This is a genomic window from Megasphaera cerevisiae DSM 20462 (assembly GCF_001045675.1).
GTDB classification, from domain to species: domain Bacteria; phylum Bacillota; class Negativicutes; order Veillonellales; family Megasphaeraceae; genus Megasphaera; species Megasphaera cerevisiae.
In genome coordinates, this window is record NZ_LEKT01000042.1 from 11,996 (window position 1) to 27,151 (window position 15,156).

The following is a 15,156-nucleotide window of genomic DNA, read 5'->3' on the forward strand; positions in this document are numbered from 1 at the left end:
TAGCAGAGTTTCTCTTCCTTGAATAGGCCTTTACCGCAAATCAATACCGGCTTTTTGTAAAGCCGCAGAAATACGCCTTCCCGCAGCAATACCCAACCCCATTTTAATCAGATCAAACGGAATAAAAGGAATAACACAAACCAAAACGGCCTGCCACAGCGTCACGGGCTTTTGCAGAATCCACTGGCACGCAGCCATAAATCCCAGCATCCCAATACTATAAACAACAAGCACAGAAAAAACGCCTATACTCGCTGCTTTAAGCCAGCTCTGCTGCCGCAGACTGCAATATCCGCATATCCAGCCTTGAAAAATAAAGCCAACAATAAACCCGCCCAGCGGAGTAAAAAGAACACCCACACCAGCCTGGCCCATTGTAAAAACGGGCACGCCAAATATTCCCAGCAGTATCCATACAATTACACTGACAGCACCATAAACTGGCCCCAGGACAACACCTGCCAAAGTTACAGCAAAAACCTGCAGCGTATGAGGCACTGTCCCGATAGGAATAAAAAATTGAGATAAAACAGAAATAATTGCCGCAAAAAAAGCGGCACCAATCATTTTTTGTAAAGGCATATGCATCCCCTCCAATCAATGCAGTTATTGATGTCGCTTCTTATACTAACAAAAAGCTTTCCTATTGTCAATATTTATATTAAGTTAATAGTTTACAATTATCTATTACACTGACCGTACCTGTACATCTCCGGCTAATACCTTTTCCAGTCCATTCGCTGTTTCAACGACAAGATTTCCATTTTCATCCAAGTCAACAGCCTTGCCGGTAAAGGTATGATCTGTCAACGATACTTCTACGTCTTTCCCCAGCATACAGGACAGCATCTTCCATTCTTCCAGCACGGGAGCAAAGCCCTGCTCTTGTGCTACCGTATAATAATGCTCTAATTGCAAAAGAACCTCCTGCAATAATTCTGAGCGGTGAACGGGAACATTTTCTATAGCAAAGCTAGTCACGGTTTTCTTCAAATCACGAGGCAGCACTTTTTTTGTCAGCGCTGTATTGATACCAATCCCCATAACCATGTAGTTAATTTTTTCCACAGATGCGTTCAGTTCTGTCAAAATCCCCACAATTTTGCGGTCATGCACAAGAATATCATTGGGCCATTTGATACCACAGTGAATCAGCCCCATTTTACGCAGTGCCTTAGTCAATGCCACGGCTGCTACTAATGTCATCTTTGATACTTCCATTGGCGGGAACGTCGGCCGCAGTATAATAGAAAACCAAATTCCCTGTGCAAAAGGGGACAAAAATGAACGGCTCAGCCGTCCCCGTCCTCCTGTCTGTTCTTCTGCTACGACGATGGTTCCTTCCTCGGCACCTTGGTCTGCTATTTTCTTAGCAGCAGTATTCGTCGAATCCACCTTTTCATAATAAACGATCTTTTTCCCAAAATACTTTGTTTTTAATTTTGGGGAAATAGTTTCCGGTCTTAGTAATTCAGGCGCTATCCGCAGACAATACCCCCGTTTCGTATACGATTCAATGATGTATCCTCTTTGTTTAAGAACACGAATATGTTTCCAGACAGCCGTACGGGAAATTCCAAACATTTCAGAAATTTTTTGTCCGGAAACAAATGTATCCTTATGCTCCATCAAATAGTCCAGGATATCCTGTCTCATGTATTTCACCCCTATATCATTTATTATGCAATGCGACTATGCCTTTTTTAGAATACTCAACGCATTTATTACATAATGAAATTGTAGCATAAAAGAAACTACTGTCAATACCATAAAAGAAAGTAATTGACAACCATAAACATAAATAATCCGTTAAAGATGTTTTTATGGTTTTCTTATCGCCTGTTCAGCCTCCTATCTATTTTTCATTTTTTTAGAAAAAAACTGCGGCTAAAGCCGCAGTTCTTTTTTATTCCTTATGATCTGTAACAACATTGCCCCAGGGACTTACTTCAACGTGTTCCTGCTCGCTTGTATTATCAGTTTTTATTTCTTCTGTTTTTTCAGGTGCCTTCTCTTCCGGCTTTTCTTCCGGCTGATCTTTTTCCTTGGCAGGCCCATCAAGCGTACCATACTTGACAATATTATCCACCTGCTGATGATTAATTGTTTCTACCTCAATCAACGCATTTGCCATACTTTGCAGTGCGTCCATATGCTCTCTCAGTATACGAAGAACATCAGCATAGGCTTCTGATACAATATCATGCATTTCTTTATCAATCAGTTCAGCAACGCCTTCACCATAATTACGCTCATGACCCAGATTTTTGCCTAAAAAAACTTGTTCCTGCTGCTCACCAAAAACCATGGGGCCCAATTTAGTACTCATTCCCAAACGAGTAATCATCTGCCGTACAATCCGAGTTACACTTTGCAGATCCCCGGAAGCACCGCTGCTGATTTCATTGAAAACAATCTCTTCGGCAGCTCTGCCGCCTAATGCAACGCGAATCTGCGCCAAATAATACGACTTGGTTTCATAAGACCGATCTTCTTCCGGCAGCATCATCGTATATCCACCGGCGCGTCCGCGGGGAATGATGGTTACTTTATGGACTGGATCCGCTTCCGGCAAAAGATGTGCAATCAAGGCATGTCCCGATTCATGAATTGCCGTAATCCGTTTCGCTTTCTCGCTCATTACATGACTGCGCCGTTCCGGACCAAAGCATACTTTTTCACTGGCTTCTTCCAGCTCCGGCATATTGATAACTTTTTTATTTTCCCGCGCTGCCAACAAAGCCGCTTCATTAAGCAGGTTGCCCAAATCCGCACCGGTAAAGCCCGGAGTTTTTTTTGCAATAATACTTAAATCAACATCTTTACCCAAAGGCTTACCCTTGGCATGAACCTGCAAAATAGCCAACCGACCACGCAGATCTGGACGATCCACCGTAATCTGACGGTCAAAACGCCCTGGACGAAGCAACGCCGGGTCTAAAATATCAGGTCTGTTCGTAGCCGCAATCGTAATAATGCCTTCGTTGGCACCGAAGCCATCCATTTCAACAAGCAGCTGATTCAAGGTTTGTTCCCGTTCATCATGACCGCCGCCGAGACCAGCACCACGCTGACGACCTACTGCATCAATTTCGTCAATGAATACGATACACGGAGCATTCTTTTTCGCTTGGGAAAAGAGATCCCTCACTCTGGACGCGCCAACACCAACAAACATTTCAACAAAGTCGGACCCGCTGATACTGAAAAAAGGAACACCGGCTTCACCGGCAACAGCCCGAGCCAGCAGTGTCTTCCCCGTACCCGGAGGGCCGAAAAGCAGAACCCCTTTCGGAATTTTAGCACCAATATTATTATACTTACTGGGATTGCGGAGAAATTCAACAATTTCAGCAAGTTCTTCCTTCGCTTCGTCTTCACCGGCAACATCTTTAAAAGATACTTTTATTTTTCCCTCACCGTGCATTTTAGCGTGGCTTTTACCAAAATTCATAACACGACCGCCGCCGCCCTGGGTTTGCTGCATAATAAAAAACCACATACCGATAAGGATAAGAATCGGCAAAATAGAACTAAGCAGGCTCATCCACCATGAAGGTTGTTCCGGCGGCTTGGCGATGACATTAACTTCTGCATCACGAAGAGCCGGCATAAGTGTCGCATCGGTAGGCGCATAGGATGTAAAAGAGGTGCCATCCTTCAATTGCCCGACAATAGCGTGATCCGCCGTAATCTGCACGGCATCGACTTTCTTCTGCTGTACCTGATTCATAAAATTCGTATAGGAAATTTCCGACTTGTCCGTTTTATTTGTCGTAAAGGCATCTATAATCGACACGGCAACAATAATGATAAGTAAGTATAGACTTACATTCCGCACAAATTTGCTCAAAATACTACTCCTTTCACTATATATCTATTTTTAAATAGTATAATCCAACCAATACAGTCTTATATTACCACACTTCTTCAAAAGCAACAACAATTTTTCAGAAAAAGCAGGTATTCACGCGGGACATTTCCTTATACAGAGAACAAAGAACCGCCTTCATAGCTACTTTTCATACACATCTTCACGCAAAACACCGATATAAGGAAGATTGCGATATTGCCCGGCATAATCCAGTCCATAGCCGACTACGAACGCATCAGGAATTTCAAATCCGTTATAATCCACTGGAACCTCTACCTGCCGGCGTGCCGGCTTGCTGAGAAGCGTAGCCAGCTTGACGGAACGAGCTCCCCGTTCTTTCAGCAAAGGCAGCAGCATACTCAGCGTAACGCCTGTATCAATGATATCTTCTACAATAAGCACATCTTTATTCCTGACATCGTTATCCAGATCCTTGCGAATATGTACCTGCCCCGAAGAGGTTGAAGAGGCACCATAGCTGGAACAACTCATAAAATCAAAAAGTACGGGACCCCGAATCGTCCTTGCCAAATCGGCATAAAAGGTAACTGCCCCCTTTAGAATACAGCACATTAAAATGGTCTTTCCGGCATAATCCTTGGTAATAGCTTTACCCAATTCACATACCCTTCCTCTTATTTGTTCCTCGGTCAGCAATACTTCCTTCAAATCCTTATGCATGTACATTCCCTCCTGAAACGTTTCCTATAAGATAGGTTGTTGTAGTATGTTGTATAAAAGCCTCGGCACTGCAGGTTTCTCCATATATCCAGAAAACAGCAGAACCGCTGCATATTATCGGTATATTCCCGCGCAGCTCTACGGGTATTTTTTTTTCATTAAAATATTTCTTAAGCGATTTACGGCACCCTGTATGCAGCCGAATCGTATCTCCGGAACGGCGGCAGCGCAATGTTAAATCGGCAGGACACTGGTCATAATCAAACACAAACATATGGCTATCTGCGTGCGCTGGCGGAGCCGCTGAAAGTTGTATAGTCACCGTGTACAGTCCAAAAGAATATTCCCCGGCACCACGAATAGCCAGCGACTCCTGCGGTACCACTTTTTCCGTTTTCTTTCGAGGTACGGCCACACATAGCTGATGATACGTTATATAGGCTCTGACAGCCGCCGTGCAAAACTGTTTTCCCGATGGTTTTCGGGCCAGATTCCGTATAGTTTCAACATGCTGAAAGGATATATCCAATTCATATCCTGTCACCTGCCGAAACATGAGTCGTATAAGACGGCGCTGCATCGCCAACGGCTGTGCCAAAAATACTTTTTTTTCAATCGCCGCGCCGTCGCCGGTATCCTGAACATGTTGATCGTACAGTACCTTTGCCATATGGCAAAGGACCTCATCGTCAGCACGAACGATATCAGACAGGCGGTTCAAATCATTGAGCACTGATTGATTATACCTCATCAGCTCCGGCAGCAGCGATAAGCGAACACGATTTCGCATAAAGATCTGTAAATCATTGGTCTCATCATGTTGGGGGCAGAGTCCCCGTACTTGGATATATTCTTCAATATCCTGCCGTGTTACCGCCAGAAGGGGACGAATAATATCGCCGTTTTTCGGAGCCATGCCACTCAAACCAGTTAATCCGCTGCCGCGCAGCAGATGCAGCAGAACCGTCTCGGCCTGATCATTTTGATGATGGGCCACGGCAATAGCAGCTGCGCCGCAGGACACGGCTGTCTCCCGTAATATACGGTACCGCTCCGTCCGCCCGACCGCCTCTAAAGACATGTGACGTTGCCGGGCCAACGCCGGAACGTCAGCAGATTGCCGAACAAACCGGCATTGGCGCCGCAGAGCCTCTTCCTTCACAAAATCCGCTTCCTTATCAGCGGCCTGCCGTATGCCATGATGAACATAGCACACTACAAGATGCAAATCATACTCGGATCGAAGCTGCGTCAGAACATCCAGCAGAGCCAATGAATCGGGACCTCCGGAACAAGCAATGACAAGCGTCTCTCCCTGACATAGAAGTCCATGCTGCCGGCAGAATGCATCTACGGTTTTAATCATAGCACGCCCTCCTGTTTACTGTCCGTCGATCGCCATGCCGCATCATGAAAAGAATCTCGAAAAAAAAGCCCTTCCATCAAATCCTGTTCGCTCACGGTAATTTCCGAAAATCCATAGGTGCGCATAAAGGATCTGGCAATTACCAATCCGGCAACGATAATATCACTGCGTCCGGGCTGAAGCCCGGGAACATGCCGCCGTTCTTCTACTGTCATGCGCTGCAGCCGCTCTATATGCCGGATCAAGTTTTCAAACGAAATGACAGATCCATCCACACGTCTGGGATCGTATGTCTCCATATCCAGCTGCATTGCTGCCAGCGTGGTCAAGGTACCGCCGACGCCGATAACCTTATCAGGCAGAGTGTGCATAGGAAGCCATTGGGAAGTACAATGCGCCTCCAATGCCAATATCTCCTGATCTGTCATAACCGCATTCGAGGTAAGACGCACAGCCCCCAAGGGATAACTATGTGCCCACTGTATAATACCATCGACACCAGCAGCTACTTCACTGCTGCCGCCGCCAATATCAAGAACCACAATATGTTGTCCGGCTTCAGCTGTCGAAGCCGCGCCACAGAAGCTGAGTGCTGCCTCCTCCAATCCCGAAATCACCCGGCAATGCCAGCCAAAACGAGCCCGTATCTCTGCTAAAAAGGCCTGCCCGTCTACAGCTTCCCGGACAGCACTCGTCGCAACAGCACAGACAGAAATCCCCTCTAAGCTACTATACCATCGTGCCATCACTTTAAAAGACGTTTCCATCCCATCAATGGATAACCGCCCGGTCCGGTCTAAGTCCCGCCCCAGCCGTGTCGTCTTCAGGACCTTAGCGCCTAGATGCCAGCTGCCCTGCGCATCCCGCCAGCCTCGCATCAGACGTAATGAATTAGAGCCGATATCAATGACAGCATATTCTTTTTGTTTCATATGCACTCCTTATCTGGCAGCCGTCCGCAAAGACAGTCTTCATCCAGCAGTAAACAAAAAGAGCATTCCCTGCAGGAATACTCTTTGTTTGCATTTATGATTCCCAAAACACTAAATCAATCAGCGTGCCGGGCACCGCGGCCGCCGCGTTTCGATTCGGTATTACGCTTCAAATCCGTCAAACGCTCATCGCTCTCTTTCAAGAACTTACTGAGACGATCCTCGAAAGACACCGGCGCTGACGAACGGCGCCCTGCGTCAAAACCAGTATGCTGACGGAATTCATGCTTCGGCCGAAATTCTTTCTTTTCCGGAGCCGGCTGAGTTTGCTTGATCGACAATCCTATTTTACCCTTATCGTCTACAGACAATACCTTGACGTTTACCTTATCCTGAACCTTCAAAAAATCATGTACATCCTTTACATACTCATTAGCGACTTCAGAAATATGGACCAGACCCACTTTCTTATCCGGTAACTCTACAAACGCGCCAAATTTTGTAATTCCTGTAACGGTACCTTCCAACACATTGCCAACTTCGATTGCCATGCTGCTTTAAATTCCTCCTTATATGCTTTCAGCACTACTTAACACGTATAAAAACATTATACCCACAACCGCAAAAAAATTCAATCGAAAAATAAGATAATCCTTTTCTTTCTGTCAATTTCATCGTTTGTACGGGATTTCCCCCGGCTTGACCAGCCCAAATTGTTCTCTGGCCCGTTCAGCAATTTCATCTGCGTCGCTCAACGTATCCTTCTGCTGCTTCAGCTTTTGATTTTCTCCTGACAATTCCTGCTTCTGCTGTACCGTCAGATTCATATCCTCATGAATCCGCCACAGCTCATAAATCTTGGAACAAAGAAATACGCCGCCCAGAATTAAAATGATAAGAATAAAGCTTCTGTATAAAGTTATTGCCGTTTTCTTCCGCCTGCGTACACGCCTGCCTGCGGACGCGGCACGCCTATTCCGTCCCGTCGGTTTCACAGTCCCTGTCAGCTCCTTTATCCACCCGTCCGTAACCGTCTTTGTTTTATAGTATACCTTTATTTAAGAACAAGATAAAGCCCTCTCCTTGATTCTTTACTGGCAGCCGCGACACCGACATCTGCCATGGATCAGCCGAGACTATATGCATCCTTAAAAAAGTAATGTCTTTATATATGTCAGAAGAAGTTTTATAATAAAGAAAGAAAAAAAATAACACAAATAAGCAGGAGGAATGCTCCATGAAATATGAAAAAATAACCCCAATAGTACTGGAACAGCTAAAAGCTATCGTCGGCCCTAAAAATATGCTTACCGATCCCAATTTGATGCAGCCGTACTCACATGATGAAGTAACAGATCCGGTCTATCATCATATGCCGGAAGCCGTCGTTTTTACCGAATCGGCAGCGCAAACCGCCGCCATTATCACCTTGGCCAACACGGCCCGTTTTCCGGTCATACCGCGCGGTGCCGGAACCGGGCTAGCCTGTGGTGCTGTTCCAACCTACGGCGGGATCGTATTGTCGCTGGAAAAAATGAATAAAATTTTGGAAATCAATGACGATGCCCTATATGCCGTCGTCGAACCCGGTGTCCGTACGTCGGATCTGCAAGATGCAACCGACGCCAAGGGGCTTTTTTATGCAGGCGATCCTTGCAGCGGGGACTCCTGCTTCATCGGCGGCAATATTGCCACTAACGCAGGCGGCAATAGAGCTGTCAAATACGGCACAACACGCCATCAAGTATACGCCATCGAAGTTGTCAATCCGCAGGGGAAAATCGTTCAGCTTGGTGCCCGTCTTCAGAAACAGTCTACCGGCTATTGCCTGGATCAGCTTATTATCGGCTCAGAAGGCACCTTGGGCGTTATTACCAAGGCAACTCTCAAACTCCTGCCCAAACCCAAATACGCATTAGATCTGCTGGCTATATTTGACAATGCCGGCCAAGCCATCCAAGTCGTCAACAAAATTATAAAAGCCGGCATTCTCCCCACCTGTGTCGAATTTATTGACAATATTACACTTAAATCAATTGAGGCGTACTTAAACGAAAAGCTGCAGGGAAGTGAAACAGGCAACTATCTGATCGTCGAAGTAGAGGGCATCAACGAAGATGATTTAGACGACAAAGCCGTAGCGCTTGATGATATATGTACTTCCAACGGCGCATCATCCGTCCTGGTGGCAGACCATGACAAAATATGGCAGGCCCGCAAGGCCTTTGCCGAAGCCGTACGTGCAGAAAGCCTGATTGTTTGCAAGGAAGATGTTGTCGTTCCCGTCGACAAGGAACCGGAATTGCTCCAACAGATTCTTATATTGGCAAAAAAATACAACCTGATTACCCGCATTGCCAGCCATGCCGGCGACGGCAATATTCATCTGAATATCCTGAAAAACCCTAATACCTCCTACGAAGACTGGGATGCTCGTGTCAAGGAAAACCAGCAGGAACTATACACCTTGATATACCAACTGGGCGGGCGTCTATCCGGTGAACATGGCATTGGCTTTAAGCGAAAACATCTCATGGAAGAGTTCACGAATCCAGATGAACTGGCTATGATGAAAGCCGTAAAAAAAGCACTGGATCCCAACGATATTCTCAATCCGGGAAAAATATTCGATATTGACTGATCTGTATTGTCTGCGTCAGCCTCTTGCAAATCCTATTCGTTCTGTGTATAATAAGTACCGTAAATTATAATATCTTCAGGGCAGGGTGAAATTCCCGATCGGCGGTATAGTCCGCGAACGCTACGGCGTAGGAGCTTTCAGCTCATGATTTGGTGTGATTCCAAAACCGACAGTATAGTCTGGATGGAAGAAGATACATAGACGCTGCGATTGCCGCAGCCTGTATTTTATTGACGAAAAGCCCTGACACTGCCCCTGCAGTTTGTCAGGGCTTTATAAATATCAGGAGGTTTTGCGCTGTGAAAAATGAAAAAAGAAAATATAATACCATTGAAGAAGCTATCAAAGAATTACAGGAAGGTCATATTATCATCGTGACAGACGACCCGAACCGGGAAAACGAAGGGGATTTCATTTGTGCCGCCCAATACTGCACGACAGAAAATATGAATCTCCTGGCCGCTCACGGCAAGGGCCTCATATGCATGCCGCTGAGTGCTGAATATGCCCATAAATTAGGACTGCTGCCCATGGTAAGCGAAAACACGGATAATCATGAAACAGCCTTTACGGTCTCCATTGATCATATTGATACAACAACGGGCATCTCGGCAGTAGAACGGGCGCTGACCGCACGAAAATGTACGGAAGAATCAGCCCGTCCTGAAGACTTCCGCCGTCCCGGCCACATGTTCCCGCTCATTGCTCGACGCGGCGGTGTACTCACACGCAGCGGTCATACAGAAGCTACGGTCGATCTCATGCGCCTTTCCGGACTGAAACAGGTCGGCTTGTGCTGTGAGATCATGGCTGATGACGGCACAATGATGCGCACCCCGCAGCTTTGGGAATTAGCCGATACATACGGCATGAAATTCATCACTATTCATGACCTGCAAAACTATTGCCGCCTTCATGACAAGCATGTCACTCGTGAAGCCGTTGCTCATATGCCGACCAAATATGGTGAATTCAAAATTTACGGGTACATTAATGATTTGACCGGCGAACATCATGTTGCCCTCGTTAAGGGAGACATCGGAGACGGTAAAAACCTGCTTTGCCGAGTCCACTCCGAATGCCTGACTGGCGACGTTTTCGGATCATGCCGCTGTGACTGCGGTGAACAGCTGTCCGCCGCCATGAAGCAAATTGACAAGGAAGGCCGCGGTATACTGCTGTATATGCGGCAGGAAGGACGAGGTATCGGTCTGATCAATAAACTAAAAGCCTATGCCCTGCAGGAACAAGGCTACGATACAGTAGAAGCCAACGAAAAGCTGGGCTTTGCGCCAGACCTTCGTGAATACTGGATCGGTGCACAGATTCTGCAAGACCTGGGAGCAAAAGAACTGCGCCTCCTGACAAACAATCCCGAAAAGATTTATGGCCTCGAAGGGTTTGGTGTAGACATCACGCAGCGAGTCTCTATCGAAATGCCGGCCCAAAAATTCGATGAATTTTATTTGGAAACAAAGAAAAATAAAATGGGGCACATTCTTCCCCATTTACATCACTAAAACAAACACCTAAATACCATGCACTTCCATACTCTCCTTGAAATAGCGGCGGCGATCCCTCTGCATATACCAGGGAGAGTATTTTTCTTTCTCCCTGATCCGGCTCCGTTCAACCTGCCTAATTACTGCCGTTCCTTCAGTTCAAACCGGTCTTTCGTATACTCCAGAAGCCCTTCCCGCTTCATTCTGCCCAGCTCGGCCGACATAGCGCTGCGGTCAACAGACAAAAAATCAGCCAGCTCCTGTCGATTGAACGGAATAGAAAAAACAGGCGAATGATGACGGCGGGCCTCATCGGATAAGTAAAACATCAATTTTTGCCGGGTCGTCCGTTGTGACAAATACCGTATTTTTTCTGTCAAAAACAGATTTTTCTGCGCCAACACGGCAAGCAAATTCATAGCAACACATTTCTGCGGTTCCGTCATGACTTCCCCGGCATGAAGAATTTTCCCGGCATCCATAAAAAGAATATCCGCCTCCTGCATAACAACTACATCCACAGTAGCCGCCGCATCGGGCAGACAGGCAAATGCTTCACCAAACATATTCCCGACTCGTATCGGTGCAATAATATTGCGGTTTCCCCAATAATCCTCCTGGACGATATGAACAAGTCCGGTCAATACGATACCAATACGAGTACCTGTTTTTCCGGCTAAAAAAACAAAGGCGCCCTTTTTATAAGATTGCCTTCGTACTCCCATCGACTCCAACAGCGGCAGCATATCTGTTTCAGAAATCCCTTTAAACAGCGGGGACGATAAAAGAATTGGTAAAATTTTTTTCATATATTCCTCCACGTTGTAAAAACAACCGATTTATTATGTCTATTGTACTATACTTTCATTGTACCGTAAATGATCTGACAGCTAATTACAAAGACACAATCACGTGTCCTTTCAAGGAGGAATATACTATGATCAGAAAAATCATCCATATCAATAAAGAAAAATGCAACGGCTGCGGAGCCTGTGCCGCCGCATGCCATGAAGGGGCCATTAGTATGATTAATGGCAAGGCTCAGCTCATGCGTGACGATTACTGTGATGGTCTTGGTGATTGCCTGCCTCACTGCCCGACTAACGCCATTACCTTTGAAGAACGAGAAGCTCTACCATATGATGAAGCGGCTGTTGAAACACACAAAAAAAACCGCAGTCCTTCTCATGCAGGCGGATGTCCGGGAAGTCAAATCCGAACAATGTGTCCCGGCCAGTCATCCCAATCCCTGCAAACCCATACCCCTGCGCCAACCGGTCACAATACCACCACATCACAACTCCGGCAATGGCCTGTACAAATTCGATTAGTTCCTGATTCTGCCCCTTATTTTGCCGATGCCCATCTGCTTATCGCCGCCGACTGCACAGCATATGCTTACGCGCGTTTTCACGACGAGTTTATTCACAACAAGATTACTCTCATCGGATGTCCTAAATTGGACGACATTGACTACGCAGACAAACTGACAGAAATCATCCGGCGAAATAATATCAAAGATGTTACTATTGTCCGCATGGAAGTTCCCTGCTGCGGCGGTCTTGAACAAGCCGCAAAAAAGGCACTCCAGCAAAGCGGAAAATTTATTCCATGGCAAGTCGTAACCATCACGATTGACGGAAAAATAAAAGAAGACTAAAAAAGTTACTGCCCAGTTCGTTCACATCAAAGCGGCGCTCCCAATACATCACGTATAACGGGCGCTGTTTTTGTATCTCAACTGCATGCTTATTTATTATATACTTCCCCTATTATTGATACCGCCGATTCCGACGGTGACACCTATAGAGGCCCCTTTACTGCTATAGTTGTTTGTTTCGGTCTGCGTATTTTTACCGGCATCTAAGATAATATTGTTTGATGCAGCTAATATCACGTCTTTTCCTTGTATCGTTTCGCCTGTGGCATGGATATTGCCTTTCGCCGTGTCCTTGCTTCCGGCGAGGATAGTTACGGTGCCGCTGCTGGACAGGCTGCCTCCGGCATAGGTATTCGTATCGGTGCCGTATTCCTGTTTGAACGAGCTGGAGCCAAGATCGACATGGATTCCCGGCTTTCCGACGCCGTTTTTACCGATGTTTTTGATATCTTTTCCTAAGGCTTTCCCGCCTTCAAAGAGTTCCAGAGACTGCAGTGTTTTGTTATCCCGTGTCTGGGCGGTACGAATGACACTGCGGGCGCTTTGCAGGGCATTGACGACAGGGCTGCTGACGCTGATGGTCAGGCCCGACTGGGATTCTTCATGGGTTTGTTTTTCTCTGGCTTCGTTCCTGTTCCCATCGAGGATGATGTCCTGAGCCGTGACGGTGATGCCTTTTTGACCTACCACATCCGTCGTGGTGAGGTGGGCTGTATCCCCGGCAGAGATAGTGACGTTGCCTCCTGTGGAGGCAAGGGTGGTGCCGACTTGGATCTTCCATTCGCCGTCATAGGTGTCTTTTACTTTCTTTGTCCCGATCATGATTCCCATGCCGGCGCCCATGATGCCCGAGGTTTTGACTTTCGTATCGGCCTGGGATTGGTTGTACTACGTATCCGATGTGGTCGTTATATTTCTTCCTGCTGCCAGCGTCACGTCGTCTTGGGCGGCGACGGTGGCAGCTGTCAGGTTCACGTCTTGGTTCGCGCCCAGTTGGACATTCTTACCTGTAACAGTCGTCCCGAGAACCTGCTGATGGTCTTCATGGATCTTGACGGTGGTGGTCGTGCTGGACAGGAGGCCAGATTCTTTGTGTTTCAGGCCATAGTCGTCGACCGCTTTTGTCCTGCCGGTGGTCAGTTCGATGTTGGTACCGGCTTTCAAAGCCACGGTGCCGTCATCACTATTGACGTAGGCGCCCTGGGCCTGGATATCGTGGCCGGCCTGCATCGTCACGCCTCCCTTGGCGTCGATAGCCGTGCCCGCTTCGGTCTGGCGCTGGGTCCGCAGGTAGTTATCGCTGTCCTGGGTCATATTCTTCTTAGCGGCGAGGGTCTGCGTTGTGAGATGGACGTCGCTCCCGGCTTGGACGACGACGGCGCCTTTCTCACCCAGAGCCTGGAGGGTGGCTCCCGCCAGGTTCACATTGTGGCCGGCATCCAGGATGACCACGCCTTGATTGCCCGAGACGGCAATGCCTGCCGTGCGGTCCAGCACGTCCTGGTTCGCCAAGTGCTGGACGGTGTTATCCATGGTAATGTCCTTCTTAGCTTTGAGCTGGATGGCGTCGGTAGCCGTGACGAGGCCGCCTTGATGGATATCCGTATCGCTGGACAGGGCGATGGTGTTCCCTTGGATGCGGCCCATGTTGTCGAGGCTTCCGGCCTGTATGGCGACGGTTTAGCCCTGGAGAATGCCTGTATTCTGTACGGCTTTCTTCGTGTCGACGACAAGGTGGTTCGCGCTGACGAGGCTGCCCTTGGCATCGAGGGTCATGTCTGAGCCGGCATGGAGGTACACCCGGGGATAGATGACGCCGGCGTTCGTCGTCTGCACCTTATCTTCCGAGGTCTGGGATTGGGACCGGATGATGGTGTAGTTGTCGATCTTCTGGCTGCCGATCGCCCCCAGGCTGGCATTGTGCGCTTCGGCTTCTGTATTATGGGCCGTGATCTTGGTATTCAGTTCGTCCAGTTTGCTGCTGAACTGGGTGTCCCAGGCCGTTTGCTCCTGGCCGGCTGCCGTCGGTCTGGCCGTGGTCATGGCCGTGACGCCCAAAGCCGTAAAGATGGGGTCATTCCATTCGTAGTTGGCGATCTTAGCGCCTTCGGGGTGGGCCGGGTCCGGCTGTTCTCCCGGATCTGGTTTGCCGACGATATCATAGGCCGGTTCGTAGATTTCCATGGCTCCGGCATGGTGATAGGCGCCGTAGCCGCTGGTGAGATTGGAGAATTCGTCTTTGTCGAAGGATTGGCCTTGTTCGGAATGGCCGGCCTGGTCAATGCGGATTTTATCCGGATTCGTCACCCAGTCACTGCCGACGCGCTTGGCAGAAAAGGCGTCATTTTCATTATACACAGCGGCAGCCTTAAGCGCCAGGTCTCCCAGGCTTTCGATCTTCGCGCCGCGGTTGCGGATCGTGCCTTTGGCGGTCAGGGTCATGGCATTGCCGCTGTATAGGAGGGCGCCGGCGCTGTTCAGAAGGGTATCGCCGGTCATT

General features: G+C 47.8%; 14 protein-coding genes, 1 pseudogene and 1 riboswitch. Of the genes and pseudogenes, 3 read left to right on the forward strand and 12 right to left on the reverse strand.

Annotation, left to right across the window (positions count from 1 at the left end; genetic code table 11):
* Positions 1 to 30: 30 nt before the first annotated feature.
* The 8 genes from AB840_RS11115 to AB840_RS11150 form a co-directional block, all read right to left on the reverse strand.
* Entirely contained in the window at positions 31 to 582 is a 552-nt protein-coding gene (locus AB840_RS11115) for a biotin transporter BioY (RefSeq protein WP_072061832.1), read from the reverse strand.
* A gap of 105 nt (positions 583 to 687) precedes the next feature.
* Positions 688 to 1,656: a biotin--[acetyl-CoA-carboxylase] ligase gene (locus tag AB840_RS11120; RefSeq protein WP_048514920.1), complete on the reverse strand. Its 969-nt coding sequence runs from the start codon at positions 1,654 to 1,656 to the stop codon at positions 688 to 690.
* A gap of 250 nt (positions 1,657 to 1,906) precedes the next feature.
* Positions 1,907 to 3,853 (reverse strand): ATP-dependent zinc metalloprotease FtsH, encoded by a 1,947-nt coding sequence (gene ftsH, locus AB840_RS11125; protein WP_200809902.1) that lies wholly within the window; start codon positions 3,851 to 3,853, stop codon positions 1,907 to 1,909.
* A gap of 162 nt (positions 3,854 to 4,015) precedes the next feature.
* Positions 4,016 to 4,555, reverse strand: a complete 540-nt coding sequence (gene hpt, locus AB840_RS11130; RefSeq protein ID WP_048514922.1) for a hypoxanthine phosphoribosyltransferase — start codon at positions 4,553 to 4,555, stop codon at positions 4,016 to 4,018.
* Positions 4,548 to 5,921, reverse strand: coding sequence for a tRNA lysidine(34) synthetase TilS (tilS, locus tag AB840_RS11135; RefSeq protein WP_072061833.1), 1,374 nt, complete (start codon positions 5,919 to 5,921; stop codon positions 4,548 to 4,550). The genes hpt and tilS overlap by 8 nt, the downstream gene beginning before the upstream one ends.
* Positions 5,918 to 6,853, reverse strand: coding sequence for a Ppx/GppA phosphatase family protein (locus tag AB840_RS11140; protein ID WP_048514923.1), 936 nt, complete (start codon positions 6,851 to 6,853; stop codon positions 5,918 to 5,920). Before AB840_RS11140 ends, tilS begins: the two co-directional genes overlap by 4 nt.
* Positions 6,854 to 6,969: 116 nt before the next feature.
* Positions 6,970 to 7,404, reverse strand: a complete 435-nt coding sequence (locus AB840_RS11145; protein ID WP_048514924.1) for a S1 domain-containing RNA-binding protein — start codon at positions 7,402 to 7,404, stop codon at positions 6,970 to 6,972.
* A 120-nt stretch (positions 7,405 to 7,524) separates the two neighbouring features.
* Entirely contained in the window at positions 7,525 to 7,848 is a 324-nt protein-coding gene (locus AB840_RS11150; RefSeq protein WP_048514925.1) for an FtsB family cell division protein, read from the reverse strand.
* A 242-nt stretch (positions 7,849 to 8,090) separates the two neighbouring features.
* Between AB840_RS11150 and AB840_RS11155 the strand changes: the two genes are divergently transcribed.
* Both AB840_RS11155 and AB840_RS11160 read left to right on the forward strand, forming a co-directional pair.
* A complete protein-coding gene (locus tag AB840_RS11155; RefSeq protein WP_048514926.1) occupies positions 8,091 to 9,494 on the forward strand; it encodes an FAD-binding oxidoreductase in 1,404 nt (467 codons plus the stop codon).
* Between the two features lie 67 nt (positions 9,495 to 9,561).
* Positions 9,562 to 9,693, forward strand: a riboswitch (FMN riboswitch).
* Positions 9,694 to 9,793: 100 nt separating this feature from the next.
* Entirely contained in the window at positions 9,794 to 11,014 is a 1,221-nt protein-coding gene (locus tag AB840_RS11160) for a bifunctional 3,4-dihydroxy-2-butanone-4-phosphate synthase/GTP cyclohydrolase II (RefSeq protein WP_048514927.1), read from the forward strand.
* 122 nt (positions 11,015 to 11,136) lie between these two features.
* Here the strand turns inward: AB840_RS11160 and AB840_RS11165 are convergent, their stop codons facing one another.
* The gene (locus AB840_RS11165) at positions 11,137 to 11,805 is read right to left on the reverse strand and encodes a Crp/Fnr family transcriptional regulator (RefSeq protein ID WP_048514928.1); all 669 of its coding nucleotides are present in this window, start codon (positions 11,803 to 11,805) and stop codon (positions 11,137 to 11,139) included.
* Positions 11,806 to 11,933: 128 nt separating this feature from the next.
* Here AB840_RS11165 and AB840_RS11170 point away from each other — a divergent pair, with 128 nt between their 5' ends.
* On the forward strand, positions 11,934 to 12,656 hold the full coding sequence (locus tag AB840_RS11170) for an ATP-binding protein (protein ID WP_048514929.1): 723 nt from the start codon (positions 11,934 to 11,936) through the stop codon (positions 12,654 to 12,656).
* 96 nt (positions 12,657 to 12,752) lie between these two features.
* Here AB840_RS11170 and AB840_RS11175 read toward each other — a convergent pair whose 3' ends face one another.
* The 3 genes and pseudogenes from AB840_RS11175 to AB840_RS11185 all read right to left on the reverse strand — a co-directional run.
* On the reverse strand, positions 12,753 to 13,487 hold the full coding sequence (locus AB840_RS11175; protein WP_160300568.1) for a hemagglutinin repeat-containing protein: 735 nt from the start codon (positions 13,485 to 13,487) through the stop codon (positions 12,753 to 12,755).
* A gap of 57 nt (positions 13,488 to 13,544) precedes the next feature.
* Positions 13,545 to 14,303: a hemagglutinin repeat-containing protein gene (locus tag AB840_RS11180; protein ID WP_048514931.1), complete on the reverse strand. Its 759-nt coding sequence runs from the start codon at positions 14,301 to 14,303 to the stop codon at positions 13,545 to 13,547.
* Between the two features lie 33 nt (positions 14,304 to 14,336).
* Positions 14,337 to 15,156: pseudogene (locus AB840_RS11185) on the reverse strand (hypothetical protein); the annotation flags it as partial.